General features: G+C 68.0%; 14 protein-coding genes. 7 read left to right on the top strand and 7 right to left on the bottom strand.

The window, feature by feature from the left end; all coding sequences use genetic code 11:
- The first annotated feature begins 188 nt into the window (after positions 1 to 188).
- Together DS837_RS07720 and DS837_RS07715 are read left to right on the top strand one after the other, a co-directional pair.
- Positions 189 to 968, top strand: a complete 780-nt coding sequence (locus tag DS837_RS07720; RefSeq protein ID WP_149164204.1) for an enoyl-CoA hydratase-related protein — start codon at positions 189 to 191, stop codon at positions 966 to 968.
- Positions 969 to 1,062: 94 nt separating this feature from the next.
- A complete protein-coding gene (locus tag DS837_RS07715; RefSeq protein WP_149164203.1) occupies positions 1,063 to 2,502 on the top strand; it encodes a DHA2 family efflux MFS transporter permease subunit in 1,440 nt (479 codons plus the stop codon).
- Between the two features lie 12 nt (positions 2,503 to 2,514).
- On the opposite strand, the gene DS837_RS07710 is transcribed toward DS837_RS07715, so the two are convergent.
- Positions 2,515 to 2,760, bottom strand: coding sequence for a hypothetical protein (locus DS837_RS07710; protein ID WP_149164202.1), 246 nt, complete (start codon positions 2,758 to 2,760; stop codon positions 2,515 to 2,517).
- Positions 2,761 to 3,184: 424 nt separating this feature from the next.
- Here DS837_RS07710 and DS837_RS07705 point away from each other — a divergent pair, with 424 nt between their 5' ends.
- Positions 3,185 to 4,075, top strand: a complete 891-nt coding sequence (locus DS837_RS07705; protein ID WP_149164341.1) for a LysR family transcriptional regulator — start codon at positions 3,185 to 3,187, stop codon at positions 4,073 to 4,075.
- Between the two features lie 461 nt (positions 4,076 to 4,536).
- Here the strand turns inward: DS837_RS07705 and DS837_RS07700 are convergent, their stop codons facing one another.
- The 4 genes from DS837_RS07700 to DS837_RS07685 all read right to left on the bottom strand — a co-directional run bounded on the left by DS837_RS07700 (position 4,537) and on the right by DS837_RS07685 (position 7,114).
- Positions 4,537 to 4,863, bottom strand: coding sequence for a hypothetical protein (locus DS837_RS07700; RefSeq protein ID WP_149164201.1), 327 nt, complete (start codon positions 4,861 to 4,863; stop codon positions 4,537 to 4,539).
- A 165-nt stretch (positions 4,864 to 5,028) separates the two neighbouring features.
- Positions 5,029 to 5,544 (bottom strand): outer membrane lipoprotein, encoded by a 516-nt coding sequence (locus DS837_RS07695; RefSeq protein ID WP_247889820.1) that lies wholly within the window; start codon positions 5,542 to 5,544, stop codon positions 5,029 to 5,031.
- 202 nt (positions 5,545 to 5,746) lie between these two features.
- A complete protein-coding gene (locus DS837_RS07690) occupies positions 5,747 to 6,151 on the bottom strand; it encodes a hypothetical protein (RefSeq protein WP_149164200.1) in 405 nt (134 codons plus the stop codon).
- Positions 6,152 to 6,274: 123 nt separating this feature from the next.
- Positions 6,275 to 7,114: a universal stress protein gene (locus tag DS837_RS07685; RefSeq protein WP_149164199.1), complete on the bottom strand. Its 840-nt coding sequence runs from the start codon at positions 7,112 to 7,114 to the stop codon at positions 6,275 to 6,277.
- Between the two features lie 459 nt (positions 7,115 to 7,573).
- Here DS837_RS07685 and DS837_RS07680 point away from each other — a divergent pair, with 459 nt between their 5' ends.
- Positions 7,574 to 9,322, top strand: a complete 1,749-nt coding sequence (locus tag DS837_RS07680) for a putative bifunctional diguanylate cyclase/phosphodiesterase (protein WP_149164198.1) — start codon at positions 7,574 to 7,576, stop codon at positions 9,320 to 9,322.
- Positions 9,323 to 9,341: 19 nt separating this feature from the next.
- Here DS837_RS07680 and DS837_RS07675 read toward each other — a convergent pair whose 3' ends face one another.
- The gene (locus tag DS837_RS07675; protein ID WP_149164197.1) at positions 9,342 to 9,977 is read right to left on the bottom strand and encodes a glutathione S-transferase family protein; all 636 of its coding nucleotides are present in this window, start codon (positions 9,975 to 9,977) and stop codon (positions 9,342 to 9,344) included.
- 208 nt (positions 9,978 to 10,185) lie between these two features.
- Here DS837_RS07675 and DS837_RS07670 point away from each other — a divergent pair, with 208 nt between their 5' ends.
- Positions 10,186 to 11,586 (top strand): aspartate aminotransferase family protein, encoded by a 1,401-nt coding sequence (locus tag DS837_RS07670; protein WP_149164196.1) that lies wholly within the window; start codon positions 10,186 to 10,188, stop codon positions 11,584 to 11,586.
- Positions 11,587 to 11,674: 88 nt separating this feature from the next.
- Here the strand turns inward: DS837_RS07670 and DS837_RS07665 are convergent, their stop codons facing one another.
- On the bottom strand, positions 11,675 to 12,076 hold the full coding sequence (locus tag DS837_RS07665; RefSeq protein ID WP_149164195.1) for a hypothetical protein: 402 nt from the start codon (positions 12,074 to 12,076) through the stop codon (positions 11,675 to 11,677).
- 456 nt (positions 12,077 to 12,532) lie between these two features.
- Here DS837_RS07665 and hemA point away from each other — a divergent pair, with 456 nt between their 5' ends.
- Together hemA and DS837_RS07655 are read left to right on the top strand one after the other, a co-directional pair.
- Positions 12,533 to 13,747 carry a 5-aminolevulinate synthase gene (gene hemA, locus DS837_RS07660; protein WP_149164194.1) on the top strand — a complete coding sequence of 405 codons (1,215 nt, stop codon included), beginning with the start codon at positions 12,533 to 12,535 and terminating at the stop codon, positions 13,745 to 13,747.
- A 169-nt stretch (positions 13,748 to 13,916) separates the two neighbouring features.
- Positions 13,917 to 14,462, top strand: a complete 546-nt coding sequence (locus DS837_RS07655; protein ID WP_149164193.1) for a hypothetical protein — start codon at positions 13,917 to 13,919, stop codon at positions 14,460 to 14,462.
- The last annotated feature ends 96 nt before the right edge of the window (positions 14,463 to 14,558 follow it).

Genomic DNA, 14,558 nt, shown 5'->3' with positions numbered 1-14,558 from the left:
TTCGCGCCAATCCCGTTCGCATCGCGGCGTCATCTCCGTCCGGTGAAGTCCCGGCTACGAACTATGGGGACCCGCGGCCCCGTGGTCCAGCGCCGATGCGGCTTTAGGGAAGCCCTTGACGGAACGGGGCCGCCGGTGTTTGTGGTCTGCCCCATACGCAACCGAATGGATGGGGAGCCCGACACGCGATGGCCGGCACCGTGACCCTGACCCGCGACGGCGTCGTCGCCACGCTGACCCTCAGCAACCCCGACAAGCTGAACGCCTTCGACAAGCCGATGTGGCAGGCGCTGATCCCGCTGCTGCGCCAGCTCGGCGCCGACGAGACGGTGCGCGCGGTGGTGCTGCGCGGGGCCGGCGGGCGAGCCTTCAGCCCCGGCGCCGACATCTCCGAATTCGAGACGGAGCGCAACAGCCCCGAGCAGGGCGCCGACTACGGCGTGCTGATGGACGAGGGGCTGACCCTGCTGCGCGACTTGCCGCACCCGACACTGGCGGCCATCCAGGGCGCCTGCTGCGGCATCGGGCTGGCCGTCGCGCTGGCCTGCGACCTGCGGGTCTGCACGACGGGAAGCCGCTTCGGCGTGCCGGTCAGCCGGCTCGGCATCTCCATGGCGCTGCCCGAGCTGAAGCTGCTCCACGACATCGCGGGCGGCCCGGCGGCGCTGGAAATCCTGCTGGAAGGCCGCATCTTCGGCGCGGAGGAGGCCAAGGACAAGCGGCTGGTCCACCGCCTCGTCGCCGACGATGCCTTCGAGGGCGAGATCGCCGCGACCTGCGAGCGCATCGCCGGGGGCGCCCCGCTGGCCGCCCGCCTGCACAAGCAGTTCGTCCGCCGCCTGTCCGACCCCGCGCCGCTGTCGGAGGCGGAGATCGCCGAATGCTACCACTGCTTCGGCACGGAGGATTTCCGCGAGGGCTACCGGGCGTTCCTGGAGAAACGCAAGCCGGTCTTCAAGGGGCGTTGAGCGCCCGCGCATGCCAGGGTTCGCGCCATAGCGGTGGTTTCCGGACGGTGTCAGTCCAGATTGGGAACGTCGCCCCCATCCCATCGCCCCCGCCATGCCCCGCGCCACCCGCTGCATTCCCTTCATCATCGCCTGCGCCCTGTTCATGGAGAATCTGGACGCGACGGTGATCGCCACCGCGCTGCCGGAGATCGCGCGGTCGATGGGCGAGGACCCGTTGCGCCTCAGCCTCGCCATGACCTCCTACATGCTGGCGCTGGCGGTGTTCCTGCCGGTCAGCGGCTGGATGGCCGACCGCTACGGCACGCGGACGGTCTTCGCGGCGGCCATCGCGGTGTTCACCGTCGGCTCGATCCTCTGCGGCCAGTCGGACGGGCTGTACGAGCTGGTGGGCGCGCGCATCGTCCAGGGGCTGGGCGGGGCGATGATGGTGCCGGTGGGGCGGCTGATCCTGCTGAAGACGGTGCCCAAGGAAAAGCTGGTCGCCGCCATGGCCCAGATGACCCTGCCGGCGCTGATCGGCCCGGCGCTGGGTCCGCTGGTCGGTGGCTTCATCGCCACCTACGCCTCCTGGCGCTGGATCTTCTACATCAACGTGCCGATCGGGCTGATCGGGATCGCGCTGGTGCTGACCCTGATCCCCAACGTGCGGGAGACCGAGCGCGACCCCTTCGACAGCCGCGGCTTCGCGCTGAGCGCGCTGGCCCTGGCCGCGCTGATGTTCGGGCTGGAGAATGTCGGCCGCGGCGTGCTGCCGCCCGCCGCGGTCGCCGGGGTGCTCGGGCTGGGCTTCGCCGCCGCGTGGCTCTATCTGCGCCACGCCCGCGGGATGGAGCGGCCGGTGCTCGACCCCTCGCTGCTGCGGCTGCCGACCTACTTCGCCTCGGTCATGGGCGGCACGCTGTTCCGCATCGGCATCGGCGCCGTGCCCTTCCTGATGCCGCTGATGCTCCAGGTCGGCTTCGGGCGCACACCGTTCGAATCCGGGGCGCTGACCTTCGCCGGGGCCGCCGGGGCGCTGACCATGAAGGCGCTGGCCGGCCCCATCCTGCGCCGGCTGGGCTTCCGCCGGGTGCTGACCGCCAACGCGCTGCTCAGCGGCCTGATCCTGGCGAGCTACGCCGCCTTCCGGCCCGAAACGGCGCACTGGGTCATCCTGGGCGCTCTGCTGATGGGCGGCTTCTTCCGCTCGCTGCAGTTCACCGGCCTGAACAGCCTGGCCTACGCCGAGGTGCCCAAGGCGTGCCTGAGCCGCGCCAACACGCTGGCCAGCGTGATGCAGCAGGTCTCGCTCAGCCTGGGCGTCGCGGTCGGGGCGACGGTGCTGCACCTGACGCAGAGCGCCACCAGCGGCCCCGGCGCGGCGCTGACGCCCACCGACTTCGTGCCGGCCTTCCTGACGGTCGGGGGCATGGCCTGCGTGTCGGCCCTGTTCTTCCTGCGGCTGCCGCCCGACGCCGGTTCGGAGATCAGCGGCCACCGCGCCCGCGCGCGGACCAAGGAACCGCCGCGCGCGCTCGAAGCGGCCGACTGAACCACAGGCGGATCAGCGGTCCTCCCAGTCCGGCTCGTCGGCCTTGAGAAGCTCCACGAGCCGGGCGACCCGGCCCGAGGGAGGATGCTGAGTCGCCTCCCCCATGTAGTCGTCGGCGCCGGTCCAGCTGGTGGCCTCCATCAATTCGGCGGGCGTTGCGCCCGTGCCGATGATGGTGGCGATGCGCATGTCGTCCAGGCGCCCGCAGATGTCGATCACCTGATCGCGGGTGAGCGCCGGCTGAAGCTGATCGGGCATTCGGAACCCCTCCTTCCCAAGTCCGCGTCACGCCTGATTAGCGACCCGTCTCCCGGCCCGCGCAACGGCGCAAGGGGGGAGGCCCTACCGCAACAAGGGGGATGCGTCTTTTTCAGGGTCCGCCGGCCCGAGTCTCCCGGTCCCGCGCCCGTCTTCGGTTGTCCTCCGGGCAAATCCAGAGCGGCGACGTCGTCCCTCGGTTGCGGGAAAGGCAAAAATCCCACAATGCGGGATAAACAAATGTGCGCTCTTCGCAGCACAACGGAAAATTCTTACCAAGCTTGGCTCTTTTTCGTGCGGTGGGCCTTTGGTTGGGGGTGCGTTCGCCGCGCGTTCCCGGTATAAATGAGCATGGCGGCTATGCGCCGTCTTCAAGAATGAACGGGAGGCTCCCCGCCAGGGCGCGGGCAGCAAGACAGGCATGATGGACTGGGACAAGCTTCGGGTCTTCCACGCCGTGGCCGAGGCTGGAAGTTTCACGCACGCCGGCGAGACGCTGAACCTCAGCCAGTCGGCGGTCAGCCGCCAGATCAGCGCGCTGGAGGAAAGCCTGGGCGTGCCGCTGTTTCACCGGCACGCGCGCGGCCTGATCCTGACCGAGCAGGGCGAGCTTCTGCACCGCACCGCCCGCGACGTCTTCGCCAAGCTGTCGATGACCGAGGCGATGCTGACCGAAAGCCGGGAGCATCCGAAGGGGCCGCTGCGCGTGACCACCACGGTGGCCTTCGGCTCAACCTGGCTGACCCCGCGCGTCAACGAGTTCCTGTCGATCTACCCGGACATCCAGCTCACCCTGCTGATCGACGACAACGAACTGGATCTGGCGATGCGCGAGGCGGACATCGCCATCCGCATGAACACGCCGCGCCAGCCCGACCTGATCCAGCGCCACCTGATGTCGGTGCATTTCCATCTCTACGCCCATCAGGACTATCTGAAGAAGCGCGGCGCCCCGAAGATCCCCGCCGACCTGGACGGGCACGACATCGTCGCCTATCCGCCGGACGTCCGCGCGCCCATCGCCAACGTCAACTGGATCAACGAGGTGGGCGACCCGGCCCCGGGCGTGCGCAAGCCGATCCTGCAGGTCAACAGCATCTACGCCATGTACCGGGCCGTGGAGAGCGGACTGGGCATCGCCGCCCTGCCCGACTTCCTGGTGGACGGCAGCAAGGAGCTGACGCGCGTCCTGCCCGACGTGGACGGCCCGAAGGTCGACGCCTACTTCGTCTATGCTGAGGAACTGCGCCATTCCAAGCGCATCGCGGTGTTCCGCGACTTCCTGGTGAAGAAGGTGGCGGAGTCGGCCTTCTGACCCAGCCCAGCCTTTGGGCAGCCAAGGTGTTTGCCCGTATTTGATGCACAGGCGCTCGGCAATTCATGCCGGGCGCCTTTCTTTTTGTACGGATTGTACCGAAAACCATCCCGCATCTTTGCAATCCGGTTGCCGTTTTCCGTGCGAGGCCACCTGCTCTTCAGCACCATACGCATCCGCATACCAGTTTTTCATTCTTTTCCAATGGTTTACAAGCTATGCGGTTCTCGCATGGCCGAATCGGATATTTGGGGATGGAATCCTTTGGGCAGAATGGTCAAATCTTGGGCGTTGGATGTTGCGCCGCAGCATCCGGCGTTTCGTCCCGGAAGCCCGCTTCCGGGGTTGGGTCCTCGGACCCAGCGTCTCCCAGACGTGAAGCCTCCCTGTTCAACTCGCCGCTAGCCCAATGGGTTAGCGGCAGTTTTTTGTCCGGGGACCCGGATGGGAGCAGCCGTGCGTCATCGGGCGTCGGGAAGCCGGGCGCCCTCGCGCGCGTAAATCTGGCGCGGCGCGCAATATTCATCGAGTTGCACCACCACGGCGCCGGGCTGGCTGTTCAAGCCCACCCACGCATCGTAGCCGATGATATCCCCCGGAATGTTGCGATACAGGCCATAGGCGAGATAGCGGACGTCGGACACCGGTATCCGCACCCCGGCGAGGGATGAGGCGACGGCCCCGTTGCAGCGGTTCGGGCTCAGCCGATCCAGGGCGCTCACCGCGCCGGGCTCGGGGGCGGCCTGCGGGGGCGGGCTCAGCCCGGCACAGGCCGCCAAAAGAACCATCGACAGGACGGCTCCACCCCGCTGGATCGCTCGCAGGCACCCTGCCTTCCCGACTGTTCCGCCCGCCATAGGACCACCCTCCCGCACGCCGTTCCTTCGTTCCCTCGGGGGTCAACAGGCAGGAGGATGTCATGTGCCGAGGCCTCAGCCTACGGCCGGTCCACCTCAGTCCACCACCTTGATGCCCTTCGGGCGACTCGTTTCGGTCGGCAGATGGTCGGCCGACAGGACACGCTGGTAAGTGCCGTTCGCCTGCACCATCACGCGCTGGCCGGGACCGAACACCGGCTCATTGGCCGCCTGCTCCTGCACGATGGTGATCGTGCGGCCCGTGGCCAGGGTCACCACATACTCGACCCCCGTGCGGTCCGAGATCGCCTGCTCCGCCACGGCGCCGGCCACGGCACCCACCAGGGCACCGCCCAGGATCGCCGCCACATTGCCCGAGCCCCTGCCAACGTTGGACATCGCCAGCCCGCCGGCGGCACCACCGACCAGCCCGCCGGCTCCCGTGTTCTGGCCCCGGATGTCCACCGGACGGGTCGCCATCACGGTGCCGAACTCGACCGAGGTCGCGTGACCGACATCCCGGTAGCTGTAACGGTTCTGGCTTTGGCTTGCACAAGCGCCGAGCGACAGGGCCGCCACGCCCAGCATCGCCGCGGCCAGGCCACGCCTCATCGAGAGCCGGAAATCCGCTTCTTGTTTGGAGAACATCGCACCCTCATGCTCGCGCGGCGCGGCGCCCCGAACCGGGCGCCACCGAGACGAGCATGGTCGGGCAGCGAGTCGATATCCATGCGAGAATGCGCCGTTGCGGCGCCGCTCCCGTGACACCCATTCTCTTTCAAACAGACGGCCTTCAAACAGGCAGCCTGGACCGTCACCAGCCCCGGCCCGACGACCACCCCCCGTAGAACTGCACGCTCGGCCCCGGATAGGGCCGCGGCCCCCAGTCGTTGCGCCAGGCGCGGCGGTGGTGATGGCGGGGCGGCGGGCTCCAGTAGGGGGGCGGGGCGACCACGATGGGCGGCGGCGGGCGATAGCCGGGCACGACGATCACCCGGCTTCCCGGCGGCGGCACGATCACCGAAGGACCGCCATACGGAGGACCGCCGTACCAGGAGCCACGCTCGCGCGGGCCATGCGCGTCCGCCGCCGCGGGAAGAACGGCCAAAGCCAGAGCCCCGGCGATGCCCAGCACCGCCAAGCGGACCGCCGGACGAAAAACCGCGGCCATGCCCGGAGGACGCATACGGTGGAGGAACGTGGGGATCAGCGCGCTCATGCCGGCCTTCCTTCGCAGGTCCGGCGGCGCCCCTCGACCGAAGTCCATTGACCGAAGTCCGGCGCCGCCTCACTGGGATGAACAGGCGGTCCCGCCGGACTATTCCCGGATGACCGAATGGCCTCAATGGCTCATCAGGACCGGAACCGTCATGTGCTCCAGCATGTAACGGGTCATGCCGCCCAGCACCTGTTCGCGCAGCCGCGAACGGCCATAGGCGCCCATGACCAGAAGATCGCAGGATTCGTCGGCGACCGTGTTCAGCAGCGTGTCGCCCGGATCGATCTGGTCGGTCACGATGTGGGTGGCCTCCACCCGGCAGCCGTGGCGCGACAGGTGCTTGGCGATGTCCGCACCCGGCTCGTCGCCGATGCCGGCGGGACCGGCCTTGGGATTGACGACCATCACCACCACGCGCTTGGCGGCGGTCAGGACGGGCATGGCGTCGGCCACTGCGCGGGCCGCCTCGCGGCTGCCGTTCCAGGCGACCAGCACACGCTCCCCGATGTGGGGGAAAGAGCCGGCGTAGGGCACGACCAGCAGCGGACGGCCGCATTCGAACACCAGATCCTGCGGCAGCACGATCGGGCGGTCACGGTCGCGGTGCGGATCGGCCTGTCCGATCACCACCACGTCGGCGTAGCGCCCGTGCAGCGCCGCGCTGTCCGTCGGGTGGCCGTAGAGGACCCGCCATTCCGAGCGGTCGGTCAGGCCGTTGCGGCGCACCGCGTCGGCGAAGAGAGCCTCCGCCCTCGCGGTCTGGTTCTCGGTGTAGCCGCGCTGCATGGCGCGCACCTCGTCCGGCAGTTCGGCCTCGACATAGCCCGGCAGGGTCAGCGGAACGATGGGGTAGAGGCCGGTGATGTGGCTGTCGGTGCGCGCGGCCAGTTGGGCGGCGGCATCGATTCGCGCCGCAGCGGCGGCGGTGTCGTCGACGACCACCAGCAGATCCTTGAGTGCCATGGCGATTCTCCCTCGCTCGCGCGGGTGGGCGATCGTTGTGCACCACCTCTTCTCGCGCATTGGTCGAAATTATAGCCCGGCATGGCCGTCTCTGACGATGGTCAGAATGGGGAACGCTGACATGCCGCATCTGCGCGCCCGACCGGTCCTGTCACCGGCCTAGGATTCGACCATTCGCGGCCTCGCACAGCGCCGGCAACCTGTCGTGGTTCGGCACGGATCGGCACGCGGACCCCCGGCCCCAGGCGCCGCCGATGCCACAAAATCAATCGCACCCAATCAAAACATCAACCGTGATTTGCATGAATACCCGAGTATGAAGGTCGGTTCTGTCGTCGGGCAACTATAGTGGAACGATGCTTTCCACCGTCTTCGGCGGCTTTGGTTTTGACGGGCGGGCATTCTTTCGCGTAAGTGTTGATCGTGGTTTTCCCAACGGTGTCTCGACCATTCCCGCCCATGAAGCCGGACCCTCACCTCGCCTCCCTTGCCGCAGCCCTGTCCGGCACCGCTTCCGGGGCTCCGGCGCTCGACACCCTGCGGCAGCTTCTCGACGTCATGCCGGCGATGGTCGGCCTGCTCGACACGCAGCGGCGGCACCTCTACGCCAACCAGGCGTACCTGGACTATATGGGCCGCAAGCTGGACACCCTCATCGGGACCACGGTGGGCGACATCCTCGGGCCGGAAACCCAGCGCAACAACAGCGCCGCGGTTGAACGCGCGCTGGACGGCGAGACGGTGCAGGTGGAGGGCTGGCTTCCCCGGTCCGGCGGCGGCAACGACTACGTGACGCGGGTGCACGCGCCCTACCGCGGTCCGGACGGTTCCATCGCCGGTTATTTCGTCATCATGCAGAACATGACGGAGCGGCGGCGCACGCAGGACGACCTCTTTCGGCTGGCCTATTACGACCCGGTGACCGGGCTGGCCAACCGGCTCCTGCTGGTCAAGCACATGGCCGATTTCCACGGGATGGGGGAACCCTTCACGCTGGTCATCGTGGATTTCGACCGCTTCGTCGACGTGCGCACCAGCCTGGGCCAGGGCTTCGCCAACGAGATCCTGACCGACGTCGCCACGCGGCTGAGCGTGCGGGCCGGTTCGGTGGACCTGATCGCCCGCATCAGCGACCACGCCTTCGCGCTGCTGATCGGCGGTACGCAGGACCCGCTGGAGGTGGAGGAGCGGCTGTCCACCATCGCGTCGCTGGTCCGCTCCGCCAAGACGGCGTCGGGCGCCTCGGTCTTCCTGTCGGCCAGCATCGGCGTCGCCGCCTCCTGCGACACCCACAGCCGGCCGGAGGACGTGCTGCGCGACGCGGAGATCGCCACCGGCCGCGCCCGCGAGCAGGGCGGCGGGCGCCACGCCTGGTTCGACCCGGCCATGCACGCCCGCGTCGTCGAGCAGGTGCGGCTGGAGCACGATCTTCGCCGCGCGCTGGAGCGCGGTGAGGAACTGTGGGTCGCCTACCAGCCCATCGTCGAGATGGTCACCGGCGGCCTGGCCGGGTTCGAGGCGCTGGTGCGCTGGAACCATCCGGAGCGCGGCAACATCCCGCCCGGCATCTTCATTCCCATCGCCGAGAGCACCGGCCTGATCGTCACGCTGGGCGCCTGGGTGCTGCGCGAGGCGTGCCGGCAGATCGCCGAATGGCAGGACCAGCGCCTGCCCGGCTCCGCCAACCTGTTCATGAGCATCAACCTGTCGACCCGCCAGTTGAACGACCCCGACATGGTCTCGCTGGTGCGCGAGGTGCTGCGCGAGACGGGAGCCGAGCCGTCCTGGATCAAGCTGGAGATCACCGAAAGCGCGGTCATGGAGAAGGCGGAGCAGTCGATCCGCCTGCTGCAGACCCTGCGCGGGCTGGGCATCAAGATGTCCATCGACGATTTCGGCACCGGCTATTCGTCGCTGTCCTACCTGCACAAGCTGCCCATCGACAGCCTGAAGGTGGACCGCTCCTTCGTCATGGCCATGCACCAGTCGGAGGAAAACCGCGCCATCGTCCGCATCATCATGGATCTGGCGCGGCTTCTCGGCTTCGACGTCATCGCCGAGGGCATCGAGACGAGCGCCGACGCCAACCTGCTGCGCGCGCTCGCCTGCGACTATGGCCAGGGCTACCATTTCGCCCGCCCGATGCCCGCCGCCGATGCCGACCGGCTGGTCGGGGCGGAGCATCTGCCTTGGCAGGTGCCGCGCTGAGCGGCACCCACTTGTCCACTCAATAGTAAGGGTCGCCGAGCCCTTCGGCCTCGAACGCCGCCCGCACCGCAGGGCGGTCCAGCACGCGGGCGAGGTAGGGGCCGAGGTTGGGCAGGCTGCGCGCCGGGGTGCCCATGAAGCGGGTCCAGCGGGCCAGCATGAACAGGTAGGGATCGACGGCGCTGTAGCGGTCGCCCAGGAACCACGCCTTGCTCCCCAATTCGCGGTCCAGCAGCGTGAAGCGCTCCAGCAGCCGCGCCTCCGCCATGGCCTTGATCGAGGCCTGCGCCTCCGCCCCCTCGGCATGACGCTCGGGATAGAAATAGACCAGCATGTCGGCCTGGACGGTGTTGGTCAGGAAGACCAGCCACTGGTAGAAACCCGCGCGCTCCGCGGTGCCGGGCGCGGGAGCCAGTCCGGCGGCCGGGTGCGAGTCGGCGAGGTGCAGACAGATCGCCGCCGCCTCGAACAGCACGAGATCGCCGTCCGCCAGCGTCGGCACACGCCCATTGGGGTTCAGACGCAGATAATCCGGCGCCTTGTGCGCGGCGGTGGCGCGGTCCAGCAGGACCAGCTCGAAGGGCAGACCGATCTCGCGCAGCAGGATGTGCGGCGCCATCGACGCGCTGCTCGGCATTCCATACAAGGTGATCATCGTTCCCCTTCTCTTCCGAAACTCCGGAGCTTGTGCAGCGAACCTGGGCGCCATGCAGGACGGGAATGCCCGTTCCACCCCCTGATTCTCCGGCTTTGTCAGGAGGGCCAACCATGCCTATGATCGCGGACGCCGTTTAACATTTTCAACAGCGGCGGACGGGCACCGGCAACGACCGACTCCGGCAGCGAATACAGGGATAGCAAACATGACCGAACAAGGCACCGCGGCGATCGGAAATTCCGGGGCTGGAAATTCCGCCGCCAGCCGCGACAAGGCGTACTTCCTCCACCCCTACACGAACCTGCACACCCACGAGACCCAGGGTCCGTTGATCATCGAGCGCGGCCAGGGCGTGCGCGTCTTCGACGACAGCGGCAAGGAATACATCGAGGGTCTGGCCAGCCTGTGGTGCGTGTCGCTGGGCTGGGGCGAGGAGCGCCTTGTCGAGGCCGCCACCCGGCAGATGCGCAAGCTGCCGACCTACCATGTGTTTGGCCACAAGAGCCACGAGCCGGGCATCGATCTGGCGGAGCGGCTGATCAAGCTGGCCCCGGTGCCGATGTCCAAGGTGTTCTTCGCCAATTCCGGGTCGGAGGCGAACGACACCGCCGTCAAGCTGGTCTGGTACTACAACAACGCGCTGGGCCGCCCGGAGAAGAAGAAGATCCTGTCGCGCGTGAAGGCCTATCACGGCGTCACCGTGGCGACGGCCAGCCTGACCGGCTTGGTGAACAACCACCGCGACTTCGACCTGCCGATCGCCCGCATCCACCATGCCGACTGCCCGCACCACTACCGCTTCGCCGAGCCGGGCGAGAGCGAGGAGGCCTTCGCGACCCGTCTGGCGGAAAGCCTGGAGGCGCTGATCCTGGCCGAGGGGCCGGACACCATCGCCGCCATGTTCGCCGAGCCGGTGATGGGCGCCGGCGGCGTCATCGTCCCGCCCGCGACCTACTTCGCGAAGATCCAGCCGATCCTGAAGAAGTACGACATCCTCCTGGTCGCCGACGAGGTGATCTGCGGCTTCGGGCGCACCGGGAATTTCTGGGGCAGCCAGACCATGGGCATGGAGCCGGACATCCTGACCTGCGCCAAGCAGCTGTCCTCCGGCTATCTGCCGATCTCCGCGGTGATGGTGTCGGACGCGGTCTACCGCGCCTGCGTCGAGGAGAGCAAGACGATCGGCACCTTCGGTCACGGCTACACCTATTCCGCCCACCCGGTGGCGGCGGCGGTCGCCGTGGAGACGCTGAAGATCTACGAGGAGCGGGACATGGTCGGCCATGTCCGCGCCGTCGCCCCGCTGTTCCAGCGCCGGCTGAAGACCCTGGCCGACCATCCGCTGGTCGGCGAGGCGCGCGGCATCGGGCTGATCGGCGCCCTCGAACTGGTCGCCGACAAGGAGACCAAGGCCCCGTTCGATCCGGTGGGCCGGGCCGGCGCCGTCGTGAACGGGCTGAGCCAGGAGAACGGCCTGATCATCCGCGCCATGGGCGACAGCGTGGCGGTCTGCCCGCCGCTGGTCATCGGCGAGGAGGACATCAACCTGATGTTCGACCGCCTGACCACGGCGCTGGACGCCGCGATCCCCGTCCTGCGCGGGTAACGGCCGGGCTCCGCGAAGATGAAGCCGCGATGACGAAGGGCCGCCCCGCCATCCGGCGCGGGCGGCCCTTTTCAGTCGAAGGCAGGCGTCAGGAACGGGCGGTGTTGATGACGTGCGACGAGACCGGAACGCCCGCCGCCGCCGCATCGCGGATCAGCGCATCGGCGGTCGGCCAGACCATGCGCCCGTCCAACTGCACCAGCGTACCCTCGCGCAGGGCCATGTAGCCGCCCACACTCGCCATGAAGATCAGCCGCGCCAGACGCTCGGGCCGCGGCGCGGGCTCCGCCGGCTGGGCCGCTTCATCGGCGCGGGCCGAAGACGGCACGGCGGGGCGCCGCGGCAGGGACGGCACCGGGGAAACCGCCGCGGCGGGGGCCGGATGGAAGGGGATGACCTTGCTGCCGCCGGGACCGGTGGCACCATGGCTCAATTCCGGGCCGGACATTCGCCGGCCACGCGCGCTGTCGAACGTCAGAACGGCACTCATCGCACAACACTCCCCATCGACGGCTTGACTGAACCCTCTCACTGACTCCCCGCTTTCGTCCATACGACCTTGCTCGTAAAAGAACGCGACAAAGGTATTCGGCACAATCGGACAGGAGACGCCTCCGCCTTTGCTATCCGTTATACCTCGCTGATGCTCACGATCACTTTCGATCATCAATGAAATGCCAGGGCGAAAGGGTGTTTCCCACCCTCGGAAACGGCGCGACGGGAGCCGGACATGAATCGCCCGGCGCGGACGATCATCCATAGGTCGAATGGCCCCGCGGCGGCGGATCGGCGAGAATTGCCTCCTTGCATGGCGGACCTATTGACATCGGTCAATGCCGGGTGGCAACGCGGCGACGATCATGCCATCTTCCTAACGTGCTAGTCCCGGCGGCTGAACCGCCCGGACGGCACCCGCCCCTTCGGATGAACGCGAACGGAACGCGCGATGGATTACGAGAGCTTTTTCCGCACCCAGATCGCCAGCCTGAAGCAGGATGGCCGCTACCGGGTGTTCGCCAACCTCGAACGGCAAGCGGGGAACTTTCCGAAAGCCACCTTCCGCGACGCCGCCGGGAAGGAGCGGGAGGTCACCGTCTGGTGCTCCAACGACTATCTGGGCATGGGCCAGAACCCAGTCGTCCTGAAGGCGATGCACGACGCCATCGACGGCGTGGGTGCGGGCGCCGGCGGGACGCGCAACATCTCCGGCACCAACGTCTACCATGTGCGGCTGGAGCAGGAACTGGCCGACCTCCACCAGAAGGAGGCAGCGCTTCTGTTCACCTCGGGCTACGTGTCCAACGACGCGACGCTGGGGACGCTGGGCAAGCTGCTGCCGAACTGCGTGATCCTGTCCGACGCGCTGAACCACAATTCGATGATCACCGGCATCCGCAACAGCGGCGCCGAGAAGCACATCTTCCGCCACAACGACCCCAAGCATCTGGACGAGCTGCTGTCGCAGATCGCCCCGGACCGCCCGAAGGTCGTGGCCTTCGAGAGCGTCTATTCCATGGACGGCGACGTCGCCCCGATCCATGACCTGTGCGACGTCGCGGACAAGCACGGCGCCATGACCTACCTGGACGAGGTGCACGCGGTCGGCATGTACGGCCCGCGCGGCGGCGGCGTGGCGGAGCGCGACGGCGCCATGGACCGGCTGACCATCATCGAGGGCACGCTGGGCAAGGCGTTCGGCGTCCAGGGCGGCTACATCACCGGCTCCACCGCGCTGGTCGACTGCATCCGCAGCTTCGCCGCCGGCTTCATCTTCTCCACGTCCCTGTCGCCGGTCCTCGCCGCCGGGGCGCTGGCCAGCATCCGCTACCTGAAGACCAGCCAGACGGAGCGCGACCGGCACCAGGAGCGCGCGGCGACCCTGAAGCGCCTGATGGCCGAGGCCGGCCTGCCGGTGATGCCGTCGGCCAGCCACATCGTCCCGGTGATGGTCGGCGACGCCCACCGCTGCAAGCGCGCCTCGGACGAGCTGATGGAGCGGCACGACATCTACGTCCAGCCGATCAACTACCCGACCGTGCCGCGCGGCGGCGAGCGCCTGCGCTTCACCCCCACCCCGCTGCACAGCGACGCCGAGATGGCGCGCCTCGTCGACGCCCTGCTCGACGTGTGGAGCCGCCTGGACCTGCGTCTGGCGGCGTAAGCCCCACGGCACCCCTCCTCCCGGGAGGAGGGGATTCGGTGATCTCCCGGCGATGATGGCATCGGCGCTCTGGACTTGTGGGCCGGAGCGCCTTACCTTTAGACGTATCTGAGAACGTTTCGCAACGTTCGGTCCGCAAACGTCGACAGCCACCGCCCAGGGGTTCGCCATGTACCGTGACAACTCGCTGATGCCGAAGGAGGCCGTGCGCCTCGCCGTCCTGGGCACGCTGATCCAGAACGGGCCACAGCGTTACGCCGAGCTGGCCGGCGCGCTCCGCCATTTCCTCGACCGCATCGTCGGCCCGTCGCTCGACCTCATGGGCACGTCGCTGGAGATGCTGCGCTACGAGGGGCTGATCGAGGCGCTGGACGGCACCGGCATGGAGGACAACGCCCTGCTCGGCGCGACCGAGGCCGGACGGGCGGAGTTCGACACGCTGATGCGCGCCAACGTGCGCGCGCCTTCGGCGGACGGGCTGAACAAGCTGGTCATCGCGCTGAAGCTGCGCTTCCTGCACCTGCTGGACGTCGAGTCGCAGCGCGACCAGATCGACCACCTCGCCTCCCTGTGCGAGACGGAGCTGGCCCGGCTGGGCGACCTGAAGCGGGCGAGTGCGGGAACCGACGGCCATTTCGCCGAATGGCTGGAGCACGACATCGCCCAGGCCGAAGAGCGGCTGAACTGGTTCAACAATCTCCTGTCCCGGTTGTGATCGGCGCGGCGTTTTAGCCGCCTTTCATGCCAACATTTGTTCCGCGTTAGGGTTCTGGTGTAACTTTCGGGGCCATACTGCCTAACCCGAAAGCAT

Origin of the sequence: Azospirillum brasilense (assembly GCF_008365405.1) — a bacterium.
GTDB classification, from domain to species: Bacteria; Pseudomonadota; Alphaproteobacteria; order Azospirillales; family Azospirillaceae; genus Azospirillum; species Azospirillum brasilense_D.
This window is presented reverse-complemented; position numbering and strand designations above follow the sequence as displayed.

Excerpts from the sequence above, each read along its gene's own strand:
- DS837_RS07720 (WP_149164204.1), top strand. The coding sequence starts at position 189 with ATGGCCGGCACCGTGACCCTGACCCGCGACGGCGTCGTCGCCACGCTG.
- DS837_RS07715 (WP_149164203.1), top strand. The coding sequence starts at position 1,063 with ATGCCCCGCGCCACCCGCTGCATTCCCTTCATCATCGCCTGCGCCCTG.
- DS837_RS07710 (WP_149164202.1), bottom strand. The coding sequence starts at position 2,760 with ATGCCCGATCAGCTTCAGCCGGCGCTCACCCGCGATCAGGTGATCGAC.
- DS837_RS07705 (WP_149164341.1), top strand. The coding sequence starts at position 3,185 with ATGGACTGGGACAAGCTTCGGGTCTTCCACGCCGTGGCCGAGGCTGGA.
- DS837_RS07700 (WP_149164201.1), bottom strand. The coding sequence starts at position 4,863 with ATGGTTCTTTTGGCGGCCTGTGCCGGGCTGAGCCCGCCCCCGCAGGCC.
- DS837_RS07695 (WP_247889820.1), bottom strand. The coding sequence starts at position 5,544 with ATGAGGCGTGGCCTGGCCGCGGCGATGCTGGGCGTGGCGGCCCTGTCG.
- DS837_RS07690 (WP_149164200.1), bottom strand. The coding sequence starts at position 6,151 with ATGAGCGCGCTGATCCCCACGTTCCTCCACCGTATGCGTCCTCCGGGC.
- DS837_RS07685 (WP_149164199.1), bottom strand. The coding sequence starts at position 7,114 with ATGGCACTCAAGGATCTGCTGGTGGTCGTCGACGACACCGCCGCCGCT.
- DS837_RS07680 (WP_149164198.1), top strand. The coding sequence starts at position 7,574 with ATGAAGCCGGACCCTCACCTCGCCTCCCTTGCCGCAGCCCTGTCCGGC.
- DS837_RS07675 (WP_149164197.1), bottom strand. The coding sequence starts at position 9,977 with ATGATCACCTTGTATGGAATGCCGAGCAGCGCGTCGATGGCGCCGCAC.
- DS837_RS07670 (WP_149164196.1), top strand. The coding sequence starts at position 10,186 with ATGACCGAACAAGGCACCGCGGCGATCGGAAATTCCGGGGCTGGAAAT.
- DS837_RS07665 (WP_149164195.1), bottom strand. The coding sequence starts at position 12,076 with ATGAGTGCCGTTCTGACGTTCGACAGCGCGCGTGGCCGGCGAATGTCC.
- hemA (WP_149164194.1), top strand. The coding sequence starts at position 12,533 with ATGGATTACGAGAGCTTTTTCCGCACCCAGATCGCCAGCCTGAAGCAG.
- DS837_RS07655 (WP_149164193.1), top strand. The coding sequence starts at position 13,917 with ATGTACCGTGACAACTCGCTGATGCCGAAGGAGGCCGTGCGCCTCGCC.